Annotated in this window: 11 protein-coding genes; 7 read left to right on the top strand and 4 right to left on the bottom strand. The window is 62.9% G+C overall.

Annotated elements, in window-relative coordinates:
* The first annotated feature begins 696 nt into the window (after positions 1-696).
* The 5 genes from KHO33_RS03090 (at position 697) to KHO33_RS03070 (ending at position 5,909) form a co-directional block, all read left to right on the top strand.
* On the top strand, positions 697-948 hold the full coding sequence (locus KHO33_RS03090; RefSeq protein ID WP_035560791.1) for a hypothetical protein: 252 nt from the start codon (positions 697-699) through the stop codon (positions 946-948).
* 336 nt (positions 949-1,284) lie between these two features.
* A complete protein-coding gene (locus KHO33_RS03085; protein WP_093634383.1) occupies positions 1,285-2,280 on the top strand; it encodes a DedA family protein/thiosulfate sulfurtransferase GlpE in 996 nt (331 codons plus the stop codon).
* Positions 2,281-2,373: 93 nt separating this feature from the next.
* Complete coding sequence (locus KHO33_RS03080; RefSeq protein WP_200561242.1) at positions 2,374-4,086, top strand: FAD-dependent oxidoreductase; 1,713 nt, start codon at positions 2,374-2,376, stop codon at positions 4,084-4,086.
* 141 nt (positions 4,087-4,227) lie between these two features.
* The gene (locus tag KHO33_RS03075; RefSeq protein ID WP_200561240.1) at positions 4,228-4,506 is read left to right on the top strand and encodes a hypothetical protein; all 279 of its coding nucleotides are present in this window, start codon (positions 4,228-4,230) and stop codon (positions 4,504-4,506) included.
* A gap of 179 nt (positions 4,507-4,685) precedes the next feature.
* Entirely contained in the window at positions 4,686-5,909 is a 1,224-nt protein-coding gene (locus tag KHO33_RS03070) for a winged helix-turn-helix domain-containing protein (RefSeq protein ID WP_200561238.1), read from the top strand.
* Between the two features lie 22 nt (positions 5,910-5,931).
* Here KHO33_RS03070 and KHO33_RS03065 read toward each other — a convergent pair whose 3' ends face one another.
* The 4 genes from KHO33_RS03065 to KHO33_RS03050 all read right to left on the bottom strand — a co-directional run bounded on the left by KHO33_RS03065 (position 5,932) and on the right by KHO33_RS03050 (position 10,058).
* Positions 5,932-6,531, bottom strand: coding sequence for a LysE family translocator (locus tag KHO33_RS03065; RefSeq protein WP_054034741.1), 600 nt, complete (start codon positions 6,529-6,531; stop codon positions 5,932-5,934).
* Between the two features lie 83 nt (positions 6,532-6,614).
* Positions 6,615-6,872, bottom strand: coding sequence for a hypothetical protein (locus tag KHO33_RS03060; RefSeq protein ID WP_054034740.1), 258 nt, complete (start codon positions 6,870-6,872; stop codon positions 6,615-6,617).
* Positions 6,873-6,993: 121 nt separating this feature from the next.
* Positions 6,994-9,177 carry an NHL repeat-containing protein gene (locus KHO33_RS03055; protein WP_200561236.1) on the bottom strand — a complete coding sequence of 728 codons (2,184 nt, stop codon included), beginning with the start codon at positions 9,175-9,177 and terminating at the stop codon, positions 6,994-6,996.
* A gap of 215 nt (positions 9,178-9,392) precedes the next feature.
* Positions 9,393-10,058, bottom strand: a complete 666-nt coding sequence (locus KHO33_RS03050; RefSeq protein ID WP_054034912.1) for a helix-turn-helix transcriptional regulator — start codon at positions 10,056-10,058, stop codon at positions 9,393-9,395.
* 86 nt (positions 10,059-10,144) lie between these two features.
* Between KHO33_RS03050 and KHO33_RS03045 the strand changes: the two genes are divergently transcribed.
* Together KHO33_RS03045 and KHO33_RS03040 are read left to right on the top strand one after the other, a co-directional pair.
* Positions 10,145-11,572 (top strand): MFS transporter, encoded by a 1,428-nt coding sequence (locus KHO33_RS03045; protein ID WP_200561234.1) that lies wholly within the window; start codon positions 10,145-10,147, stop codon positions 11,570-11,572.
* Positions 11,569-12,561 (top strand): LysR family transcriptional regulator, encoded by a 993-nt coding sequence (locus KHO33_RS03040; protein WP_200561232.1) that lies wholly within the window; start codon positions 11,569-11,571, stop codon positions 12,559-12,561. The genes KHO33_RS03045 and KHO33_RS03040 overlap by 4 nt, the downstream gene beginning before the upstream one ends.
* Positions 12,562-12,584: the final 23 nt, after the last annotated feature.

Below are 12,584 nucleotides of genomic sequence, written 5' to 3'. Positions count from 1 at the left end.
TAGCGTGATTCGCGCACACAGACCGCTGCGGCTCGGAGGAGCTCGAACAGGTCTGCAGCCCTTTACCGGCGCAGTGTAGCGCTTTTGATAACGGCACGCGAAGCATCCGGCACCGATTTTCACGGCGACTCGGAACGCAGGCGAGCGTTCGACCAGGCAGCGAGCCGCGTGTCGTCGACCGTCGTTGAAGTGGCGAATGCCGGCGGAAGATTTGACATTAATCTGATAGATCGGCGTTACTCCCACCTCGACAGTCCGGAATTGACGCATCAGGATGCACACGTCAGCGCCCAATTAGTTGCAAGGGCAGGCTGACCCGAGTAACAACGGCGTTTAGCAGCCCGTCCTCCCAAAGGACGGGCTATTTTTTTCGCTACCTGTTTCTCTCATCGCCCCGCCATAACCGACGCGCGCGTCAGCACCGTGACAGCCGGGGAGAGAAGGGCTGCACCGTCACGGGGCACGAAAAATGCAGCCGTCGACGTGGAGAGTCGCGTTAAACTGGTTGTCACAGTCGGGCGTCAAGGCTCGCATTGCCCGGCGGGCCTCGCCAGCCATTGGCCAATGCGGCAGAGCGGCGTCCCGGCAAGCAGATAGGTGGCGGGCGGGTTCCCCACGTACGAGCGCCGTGCGAAAGACGGCGCGCCAACCTGCCCGTACAATGGTTCGATCAACAACGGAAGAAGGACAACCTCGATGCGCACTACCGGGTCCTCCGGGTCAATGGCCCTGCTCACCGAATACGACGACGCAACGGCGCGCGAACTCCGCTCGCTGCGCCTCGAATCGACAGAAGACGGCAAAGGCATTCTTCTGGTCGAGGTCGATGAGCGCAAGCCGGGCATTCATCGCGAAGTGCGCTACGAAATCACGCCTGCCGAACTGATTGCGGCCATTCGCGCGCACGGCGCGGAATTGCCGGGCGAACAGCACAATCATCGTCAATAAAGCTGCGGCGCATGGTATTGCGCTTACGCGCGAATGCCGTGCGCCGTTTCTGCACCGCCGCCTTTGGTTTGCGTACCGAATAACGGCCTACGGGCATCCGTAGGCCGTTATTCATCATTCGCTTGCCGCGAAAGCTTCAATCCGTTCGCTTTGTTCCATTTGCGCTTCTATTCCGCGCCTTTAACCCGCGGGCAAGCCACGGTCGCGCTCTTAACACGCTAATAACCGGCCGAATTTCCGGACATTTGCACGTCTTGAAAATGCGTCCATAATCCTTACATACCCCGTTGCTTTCCCTACCTGCGCCGCGCCCGAAAGGGCTGCGGATGTAAGCCGATGCTACATGATCTCGTCGAGCAATATGGACCGGCGCTCGTCTTCGTCAACGTGCTGGCCGCCTCACTCGGGCTGCCGGTGCCGGCGATGCCGTCGCTCGTGCTGTTCGGGGCGATGGCGGCCATGCATCCCGGCTCCGTAGGCACGCAACTGATGCCGGTCCTGGTGTTGTCGATCTTCGCCACGCTGATCGGCGACAGTGCCTGGTATCTCGCCGGCCGTATGTACGGCGGCAATACGCTGAAAACGATCTGCCGTCTTTCGCTGTCGCGCGACACCTGTGTAAAAAAGACCGAACGCTTTTTCGGCCGCTGGGGCGTGCGTGTGCTGGCAGTGGCGAAGTTCGTGCCGGGCCTGTCGATCGTGTCGATTCCGATGGCCGGCGCAATGGGCACGCGCTACCGCACGTTTCTCACTTACGACAGCATCGGCGCCGCCTTGTGGTCGGGTACCGGTTTGATCATCGGCGCGCTGTTCGCCCGGCAGATCGACATGCTGTTCGCCATGGCCGGACGCCTGGGGCGCACGGCCGCGCTGGTGGCCGTCGCGTTGCTGCTGTTGTATGCGGCCTATCGGTGGATTCGCCGGCGCCAGCTGATTTCCAAGCTCGCAACTCAGCGGATGGAAGTCGAGGAGCTGGCGGCGCTCGTCGCGTCCGGCAAAACGCCGGTACTGTTCGACATCCGCTCGCAGGAAAAGCGCGCGCTCGACCCGTTCGTGATTCCGGGCTCGCAATTCGCCGACGAGCGGCAGCTCGAGGAGATCGTCGCAACATACCCGCACGATCAGAAGGTAGTGATTTACTGTTCGTGCCCGAATGAAATATCCGCGGCATGGATGGCCAAACAGATGAACGAAGCCGGCTTCGCCGACGTGCTGCCGTTACGCGGCGGTATGGAAGCCTGGCGCGACTCGGGCAAAGCGGTAGACGCACTGCCCGGCATGCCGCCGCCCGACGTGGCGGTCGGCGACGAAATCGCGCCAAAGGCCGTGTAGCGCAGCAGCGCAATCATATCGGCGCCCTTGTGCGCCCGCGCCGCTTCGCCCCCCGTGTCGATCATTCAGGATGAACACAGAAGGAGCGGTTCAATGCTGTCGACTCAAGAAGTTGAAGGGCAACAGGCCGTCGTCGCCGACGCGCCGTTTTCGTCGCTTGCGACGCGCATGCATCAGATGTTCCCCGAACTCACGTGCGCAGAAATCGATCGTCTGCGCCGGTTCGGCGAAGTGGGCCACTGGGAAGCCGGTGAGCTGCTGTTCGAAACCGGCTACACCGGTCCAGGCATGTTCGTGCTGCTGGAAGGGCGCGTAAAGGTTTATCAGCGCGATGGCATCGGGCGCGAGGTTCTGATTGCGGAACATGGCGCCAAGCATTTTCTCGCTGAAGTCGGTCAGCTGTCCGGGCGGCCCGCGCTGGTCAACGGCATGGCCGTCACCCCGGTCGACGCTTTGCTGATTCCGCCGGACAAGCTGCGCGCGCTGATCGTCGCCGAGGCCGAACTGGGCGAGCGCATCATGCGGGCGCTGATCCTGCGGCGCGTGTCGCTGATCGAAAAAGGCGCGGGCGGCCCGATCCTGATCGGCAACAGCAGCGACGCACGGCTCGTCATGCTGCAAGGCTTCCTGTCGCGCAACGGCCATCCTCACTCGGTCATCGACGAGCGCGACGAAGATGCGCTGCGTCTGATCGAGCAATTCGCCGCGCAGAAAGAAGACATGCCGCTGGTGATCTGCCCGGACGGCACGGTGCTGCGTCATCCGAGCATGCCGGAACTCGCCACCTGTCTCGGCTTGCTGCCCGATCTCGACGATTCGCATGTGTACGATGTCGCGATCGTCGGCGCCGGGCCGGCCGGCCTCGCTACGGCCGTGTACGCGGCGTCCGAAGGTCTCTCGGTCATCGTGCTCGACAGCCGTGCGCCAGGCGGCCAGGCAGGCGCCAGTTCGCGGATCGAAAACTATCTCGGCTTTCCGACCGGTATCTCCGGCCAGGCGCTGGCGGGCCGCGCGTTCGTGCAGGCGCAGAAATTCGGCGCGCACGTGGCGATTCCGGTCCACGTCAAGGCGCTGCATTGCGCGGAGTCGCCCTACCGGCTGGAACTCAAGTGCGGCGGCAAGATCACGGCCCGCACCATCGTGATTGCGAGCGGCGCGGTCTATCGACGCCCCGCGCTCGAAGGGCTCGACCGCTTCGATGGGCGCGGCGTGTATTACTGGGCGTCGCCGGTCGAGGCCAAGCTGTGCAAGCGCCAGGAGATCGTGCTGGTGGGCGGCGGCAATTCGGCGGGCCAGGCGATCGTCTATCTGGCGACCCACGCGGCCAAGGTCCATGTGCTGATCCGCCGGGGCGGCTTTGAAGCCACCATGTCGCGCTATCTGATCGACCGCATCCGCTCGTTGCCGAATGTATTCGTGCATCCGCACTCGGAGGTCGGCCGGCTCGAGGCGGACGACGTGGGGCTGGCATCGGTCGTGTTGAAGAAGCCGCTACCGGACGGCACCGCAAGCCTCGATACGCGCCATCTGTTCCTTTTCACCGGCGCTGATCCGAATACCGACTGGCTGCGCACCTGCGGCGTGGAGCTGGACGACAAAGGCTTCGTGCTGACCGGCGCCGGCGTGGACGGCGCCTCCGTCTGCGATCTCGCTACAACGGTCGAAGGCGTGTATGCGATCGGCGACGCACGCGCCGGGTCGACGAAACGTGTCGCGGCGGCGGTTGGAGAAGGTGCGGCGGTGGTCGCGCAGATCCACCAGCTGCTGGCCGTTTCGGCGGGGGAAGCAGTCGCTTTGGGGGCCTGAGCGCCCTCCCCTTGGGTAATCTGCTGTTACACACGCCTTCAACTGGTTGCACCTGCTTTTCTTTCTGTCTCGTAAGATTGTCGTCAGCCATTCGACAGCGAATGGCTGACTCTTTCGACCGCAATCTTGCAGGAGACAAGCATGATCCAACGTGCGATCGTTTTCGCCGCCTTCAGCCTGGCTGCCGCCTGCGCATCGACCTCTGCCTTGGCCCGGGTGGACGTCGGCGTGTTCGTCAACACCCCCGGCCCCATTTATGCCCAGCCGCCCGTGGTTTATGCCCCGCCTCCAGTCGTTTACGCGCCGGTGCAACCAGCGTACGGCTATGGGTATCGCGGCGATTACTACCGCGGGTATCGCGAGCGGCATGACCATGGCCGCCATCGCGGCTGGGATAAGCACCACAGGCGCGACTGGTAATGTCCGTCGGCCACGTTGCGGAGTTGCGGCGCCGTTGTCGTTGGCCTCACCGTGCCTCCCACGGCGCCATGCTCTGGTTGCGCACCACGCCGATTCGTCTGCCGTATTCGCGCTAAAGTAGCGGCTGCTGATCCAGGCCGGACCTTGCGTCCGCTCCTAATCCCGTGACCGACGCCCGCGTGAAGACTCTTCCGCTATCTGCCGCCCGCACCCTGCATCTGGCCGCGCAAGGTTTGTTGACGCCGCCGCGCCGCAAGGCCGTCAAAACCGACGTGCTCGACGCGATTCGCCGCATGGCGCAATTGCAGATCGACACGATCCACGTCGTCGCACGCAGTCCGTATCTCGTGCTGTTCAGCCGGCTCGGCGCCTATCCGCAGCAATGGCTCGACGAGCATCTCGCCGAAGGCAAGCTGTTCGAATATTGGTCGCATGAAGCCTGTTTCGTCCCGATCGAAGACTACGGCCTGCTGCGCCATCGCATGCTCGACCCGAGCGATATGGGCTGGAAATACGCGGCGGAATGGCACAAGAAGTACCGCAAAGACATCGAGAAGCTGCTCGCGCATATCCGTGCAACAGGTCCCGTGCGCTCAGCGGACTTCGCGCGCGAGGCGGGCACGGGCAACGGCTGGTGGGACTGGAAGCCGGAGAAGCGCCATCTGGAAGTACTGTTCGCCATCGGGCAATTGATGGTGGCCGAGCGGCGTAATTTTCATCGCGTCTACGATCTGACCGAGCGCGTGTTGCCAGACTGGGATGACGCGCGCGACCTGCCGCCACGGGAAACCGTCACCGAGGAAGCGTTGCGCCGCACCTGCCGCGCACTCGGCGTCGTGCGGGCCGATTGGGTCGCCGATTACTACCGGCTGCCGCGCCGACCCTATCGCGACGAACTGCATGCGCTCGCCGATCGCGGTGAGCTGATCCCGGTTCAAGTGGAAGGCTGGAAGCAGGACACCTTCGTCCATCACGAATTCGCGCCGATGATCGACGACGCAGCGAACGGCAAGCTCACTTCAACCGTCACCACGGTGTTGTCGCCGTTCGATCCGGTGGTGTGGGACCGCAAGCGCGCCGCCGCGCTCTTCGACTTCGACTATGCGATCGAATGCTATACACCGGCCGCGAAGCGCAAATACGGTTATTTTGTGCTGCCGCTGTTGAGCAGGGGGCGCCTGGTCGGTCGCGTGGATGCGAAAGCGCATCGGACCACCGGCGTGTTCGAACTGAAATCGCTGCACATCGAACCCGGCGTGAGGCTTAGTGCAAGGCTTGCGGGCGATCTGCGCCGCGCTCTGCAACGCTGTGCGGACTGGCATGGCACGCCGCAATTGGAAATCGCATCCGCACCGCCGGAATGGCTTGAGGCGTTGAGCGTGGACAGCAGGATGGAAGCTTAAGTGCGCGGCACGAGAAGCGGAATTAATGCAGCGCCGCCCACGCAAGCGACAAGGAAAACACGCCCAGCACGATCGACGCACCGCGCTGCATCTTCACCGGATTCAGCCAGGTGAGTTTGCCGCTGCCCAGCGCCGCGCCGAACGCGATCCACGCGAGCGCGATCGGCACCAGCAGGCAGGCGAACATCAGCATCGCCATGGCATACGCGGGCATATGCGCGAACGCGACGGCAGGAAAGATCGTACCGGCGAACAACAAGCCTTTCGGGTTGAGCAGCGTCGCCACGAATAGCGTGCGCATGCCGCTCGCCCGCTGCGTCGAATCGGGCAAAGCCACCGCCGCGCGCCACATATCGACGGCGAGATACGCGATGTACACGCCGGCCGCCACGCGTAACAGCGACGGCAACCACGGCAGCGCATGCGCGGCTTGCGCAAGAAAATGCCCCCACACGGAAATCGATAGAAGATAGCCGGCGAGTTCTGCGGCGATCAGCGGCAAAGAACGGCGCACGCCCTGACGCAAACCAGCAGCCGCAAGCAGCGTATTGGTCGGACCCGGCGTAATCAGCACGACGACAATGCCGATGGCCAGCAACGCGATAGCGGACGTGGAAAGCATAAAAAAGGCGCAATGTTGAAAACAATGCGCCTTTTTATCACAGGGAACCGAGCCGCCGAAAAACAACGGCGGTTCGGAAGGGTTCAGCGATCCAGTTTCGCGCGCAATTCGCGAGCGGCTTCCAGCAGCCCCTCGTAACCCGAACGCGCGTGCTCCGGCAGATCCGGATCACCGACGAACGCGCCGAGCGTTTCGATCAGGCTGTACAGAATGCCCTTTGCGGCACCGGAAGCAATGCTGCCGGACGACACCTGCTGATCCACGTGACTCAGCGCTGCATCGAGGTGTTCAAGGTCGGGCCGGTCGCCCGTGGGCGGCTGAGGCGTTACGTCTTGCGTCATGATGAAACTTCTCTCAGGTTGATGCATCAGTGAACAAAGTCATCCTTTCACGTTGTTATATACCGATCGTGCGCTGACGTCTATTCGTGCTCGGACTCATCGCGAGTCCACGCGATTCACGTCAAGGCGCCCACCGATACATCAGGATTTTCGCGCGCGCGTCGTCTTCCAGCAGGACGACGTATTCGCCGTTGCCGCGCTGCACCGCGCTGATGCCGAGATAAACATCCACCCAGCCGCTGGTGTTGCCGACGCTCGCGCCCGGCGTCATATAGCCGACCGCTTGCCCTGTGCGCGCGTCGTACACGTCAACCTTCGCGGTGTACAACTCGGCGATGAAGACGTAATTGCCCGCCACCGCGACGCCGACCGTTGTCGTCTGCGGACTGGTTTGCGTGTTCCACGGCAAGGAGACCGTGTATTGCTGCGTCGGTGTGCCGGAGCTCCAGTTGTCATAGCGCGCGAGCACCGGACCGGCCTCTTTCCAGTGCGTCGAATCCCACGGGATCGCGCTGGTAAAGCCCGATATGTACATCGTGTCGGTCTCGGCCGTGTAGACGATCCGCGCGATCCGTGTAAACGGTTGCGGCATCGCGAACATCTTCGAACTCGCATATGTGTAGATCGGATTGCCGGCCGAGTCGAGACCTTGCAGTGGCATCTCGCGGATACCGCTCGTCGGCGTGGCGAGCCACACGTTGCCGGGCGTATCGACCCACCAGAAGCCGTTGCCGACCGTGCTGCCCGTCGATGGATTGCTGCTGATCTCGCTGGCGTCGACGGTGCCGTTGCCATTGCTGTCGCGCCATAACCATTCGCCGTAGGTAGGCTGCGCTGCGGGCCACGTGCCCGGCAGCGGATTTTGCGCCAGCAAGCCGGACGGAATCGCCATCTCTGCATGCGCTGCGTCGAAACGATAGACGTTCAGATAATGCGCGCCAGGATCGAGCGTATAGAGAAACGGCAGGCCGTTGATTCGCCGCACCATCGGCTCACCGCGCACACCGCGCGGCTCGTGAAAAGCGGGGTCGTCGGGATAATCGAAGCGGTCGAGCGTGAAGCCCGCATACGACCATTCGTGGCCGACCGGTTGGCTGTAATCGAGCGTGAAACGCTTCGAGCCCGTGTAGACGGAATTCGGCGTTGCCGGATCGAACGCGGCGCTATCGACGAAAGTCAGCCCGTACAGGCGCCAGTTGAGCGCATGCGTGCTGTACCCATAGCTCTCGAGCACCGCACCTTGACCGACCGATGCCGAGCCGAGCGGCCGCGGCCCTTCGCCGTTCTGCGCGACATACAGATTGCCCGCCGGATCCAGACCGATACCCGTGATGCCGTTGAAGCGCCAATTGCCCGGCACGCCCTTGACCGCATGGAAGATGCCGTTACGGGTGCCGATCGATGCGCCCGCTTGCGGCTGGCCACTGGCGTCTTTGTTGTAGACAAGGATCTGCTGCGACGGTCCATTATCGGCGACGAGGATTTGTCCGGAAGGTGTAATCGCAATGTCGGTCGGCACTGCGCCGGCGGGCAACGTCAAGGTGCCGGAGAGCGCAGTGCCGTTGGCGGCGTAGTGAAGAATGCTTAGGTTTCCGGATGAAACACCGCTCATCACCCACAGTGTTGAATCCGTGTCGATTGCGATGCGTCCCGGCGAAGGCACGTTCCAAGATCGCAAACGCTGCATCGAGGCCGCGTCGAACACGAGGATGCGGCTGTTGATGGTATCCGCGACATACAGTTCGGTATCAGTGGCAGCCATGCCGCGAATGCCCGCATCGGTGCCGGTCGTCACAGTATCAAGCAGCAGGAAGCTGTTCTTCGTCGCGTTGGCGCTATTGCCGATGCCGCCCGTGAAAGGCGCGCCGGTCGCCAGATTGGCAAGCGTGCGGCGCGTCACGCCGAACCATGTCTGATTGGCTGGCGGATAGTCCGCGCCGACCAATCCATTGCTCTCGTTGCCGATCGACATTGCCCCGTACAGGTAAGTATGGTTCGTCGCGACCGCATCGCCGCCGGCGGCACCCCAGCCATGCGTCGAACCGGCTACGGCGATCTTGTCGCCCGCACGGTATGCGGCGATTTCGCTACCGCTTTCATCCCAGGGGGCGTTGGTATAAACGGTGCCATCGGCGCCGACGCTGATCGCCTGAATGTCCTGCTGCATCCATTTGCCATCGCCGAAACCAAAGCTATTGCCGATCCACGACGTGGTGTAGGTGAGTTGCGATTGTGCGGATGCACTGAGAGGAAGGAGATTATGGACGACAAGAACTGCCACGCCAAGGCGAGACGAAAATTTCACGACGGGTTTTCCTTGCGAGATGCGAAGCGCGCTCGGCCTGCGTGTCCGGCGCGCCATCGCGTGTATGCGGATCGACTAGCTATCGCACATACGTGAACGTTGTTGGCGTTTTATCCTCGCATGGAAAAAGCGGAAATTTATTCGCAAAAAATTCGCGGTAAGCAGTTAATCGCCTAAACAATTCGAAGCGCATAAACATGCGCTGTAATGCAGTGCTATTTGCTCTTGAGCTTCACACGATAGGCGCACCGTCGCGCGCCGGCGAGCACATGCTCCTCGCGCTCAATCGATCCTTCCTCACCGACGATCTCCGCAAACAACTGCAACTCTGTGCGGCAAAAGCCCTGGCAGGCGCGCGCCGCCGCGCAGATCGGGCAGTGGTTCTCGAGCAGCAGCCAGTCGCGTCCGTCTTTCTGCAACTCGGCCATATAGCCTTCGGCGCTGCGAATCTCCGCGAGCCTGGTGAGCCGCGCCTTGAGGCCCTTGATGGGCTTGAGCGCCGCGAGATAGTTCGCGCGTGTTTCGACTGCACGCTGATCGATCAACTTGTCGAGTCCCTCTTCGCCGAATAGCTGACGGATCGAGCCGAGCAACTGCACGGTCAATTGCGGATGCGTATCCGGAAAGCGCGCGTTGCCCGCTTCCGTCAAACCCCAGCTTTGACTCGGCCGCCCAGGCCCCGCCTGCGACGCCTGACGCCCTTCGATCAAGCCACCTGTCAGCAGCTTCTGGATCTGCTGCCGCGCGGCCTCGACCGTGATGCCGAGTTCGCCCGCGATCGATGCCGTCGACAAAGACCCCTGCGTCTTCAACAGATTCAGGATGCGATCCACCGGCGCAGCCGCTGACGCGGCTTGCGTAAGAGCCAGTGAATTTTCCAAGCTTTCATTTGCATATCTCATCGGAGCGCATTATTATCCAAGCCAATACTTGCATAATAAGCCAGCCTCGCACGGCTGTCCATGACATGAAAAATCTGCAATCGGATGTACCGGCATGGAGCGATCTGCTCAGCGGCAGTAACGGCTGGCGGGCGTTAGGTCTCGCGGGCGGTGTCGCGCTGCATGCCACCAACGTGTATGTGGCAACGACGATCCTGCCGTCGGTCGTGCACGACATCGGTGGGCTCGAACTGTATGCGTGGAACACCACGCTGTTCGTGGTTGCGTCGATTCTCGGCTCGGTGTTGTCGGTGCGCCTGCTCGCGGTTCTCGGCGCGCGCTCCGCGTACTTCAGCGCGCTGGCGGTGTTCGCGCTCGGCACCGTCGTGTGCGCGACTGCGCCTTCGATGCTATGGATGCTCGCCGGCCGCACGCTGCAAGGTTTCGGCGGCGGCATTCTGCTCGCGCTCAGTTACGCGCTGATTCGCGTGGTGTTCGAAGAGCGCCTGTGGCCGCGCGCGATGGGATTGGTGTCGGGCATGTGGGGTGTTGCGACGTTATGCGGGCCGGCGGTCGGCGGCATCTTCGCGCAACTCGGCGACTGGCGGCTGGCGTTCTGGGTGTTGCTGCCGGTCGTGCTGCTGCTCGCCGTGATCGTGCATCGCGAGGTCGATGACAAACGCGCCCACGGTGAAGCGGCTCAACCGATCCCGCTGCTCAAGGTCAGCTTGCTTGGCGCCTCAGTGCTGGTGATTTCGCTCGCCGCATTAACCGATGACATGCGCTGGAACGCGCTCGGCGTTATCGCCGGCCTCGGCTTCGTCTGGCTGCTCGCAAGACTCGAACGCAGCGACGCCCACACGCGCTTGTTGCCGAGCGGTTCGTTTTCGGTTCGCACGCGGATCGGCCGCATCTACGCCTGCATGAGTCTGCTCGGCATCGGCGTGACAAGTGAAATCTTTGTGCCGTATTTCTTGCAGACGATCCACGGACGTTCGCCGCTCGCCGCCGGTTATCTGACCGCGTTGATGGCAGCCGGCTGGTCGGTCGGCTCGATGTTCAGCGCCGGATGCTCCGCCATCGCTGCCCAGCGCTTGAGCCGCGCTGGTCCGGTGGTGGTTGCACTTGGACTCGCAGCACTCGCATGGCTGATGCCGATAGCGGGTTTGTTCGACGGCTTGCCTGGCACTGCCGCATTGTGCGCGGCGCTCGCGAGCGTCGGGCTGGGTGTCGGGATCGGCTGGCCGCATCTGCTTACTCGTGTGTTCACCGCCGCGCAGCCGGGCGAAGAGAATCTCGCGTCCCTCTCGATCACCACCATTCAACTGTTCGCGATGGCGTTCGGTTCGGCGCTCGCGGGTCTCGTCGCAAATGGCGCCGGTCTCACGACCCTCGCGCCGCTATCCGGCGCGCAACACACCGCGCTCACGCTGTTCGTGACGTTCGCGTTCGCGCCCCTGCTCGCAGCCGGGTTGACCCGCCCCAACCCGCGCCTTACCGGAGAAGCATCGTGATAGATCGAGTGCAAGCCATGCGGATTTTCGTACGGATCGTCGATGCCAGCAGCTTCACGCGCGCCGCCGAGTCGCTCGAGATTCCACGCGCCACCGCAACCACCACCGTGCAGGCGCTTGAATCTCTGCTCGGCGTGCAACTGCTGGTGCGCACGACGCGCAAGGTCACGCTGACTGCGGAAGGCGCCGCGTATTACGAACGCTGCGCGCAGATTCTCGCCGCGATCGAAGAAGTCGAATCGGGTCTGTTCAACCGCCCGGAGAATCTGCGCGGCCGCTTACGCGTCGCGATGCCGGGCATGATCGCCGCCTCGATCGTGGTGCCCGCACTAGCTTCGTTTCGTGCGCTGCATCCGCATGTCGAGCTTGCGCTCGGCGTGGGTCAGCGCACGCTCGATCTGGTTGGCGAGAGCGTCGATTGCAGTATCGAGTTAGGCGAGTTGCCCGATTCCCGGCTGCTGGCGCGCCGCCTCGGGCTGCTAGAACGCGTCACCTGCGCGAGCCCGGCGTATCTCGCGCGATACCGCGAGCCGCGTCATCTGGACGATCTCTCGGACCACGTTGCGGTGAACTGGCTGTCGACGCAGACCGGCCGGCGCGTGGACTTCGATTTCAGCGTGGCGGCGCGGGCGAGCAAGGTCAAAGTAGACGGCTTCATTCAGGTGAACGACGAACACGCGTATCTCGCGTGCGGGCTGGAAGGCCTGGGACTGATTCAGCCTGGACGCGCCGCCGCTGCGCCGTATCTTGCATCCGGACAGTTGGTCGAGGTCCTGCCGAAATGCAAGCCGACGCCGGTCGCCGTCTCAGTGACGTATGTGAAAAGCCGGCAGATTTCGCCGCGCGTGCGAGCCTTTGTCGACTGGCTCGCTGAGGTGTTCGACAACGCGCCGGGGATGGTCAAGGCAGCGCCGCCGCTGGCCGATCCGCCGTTGTGGCCGGTGCTGGATACGCAGCGTCTGAACGAACTCAATACGGCGTCGCACTAAACGCATCGACGTGTGAATGCGAC

This window comes from Paraburkholderia nemoris (assembly GCF_905221015.1).
Taxonomy (GTDB): domain Bacteria; phylum Pseudomonadota; class Gammaproteobacteria; order Burkholderiales; family Burkholderiaceae; genus Paraburkholderia; species Paraburkholderia nemoris.
The sequence above is the reverse complement of the archived record's forward strand: the minus strand, read 5'-3'. Positions and strand labels throughout refer to the sequence as shown.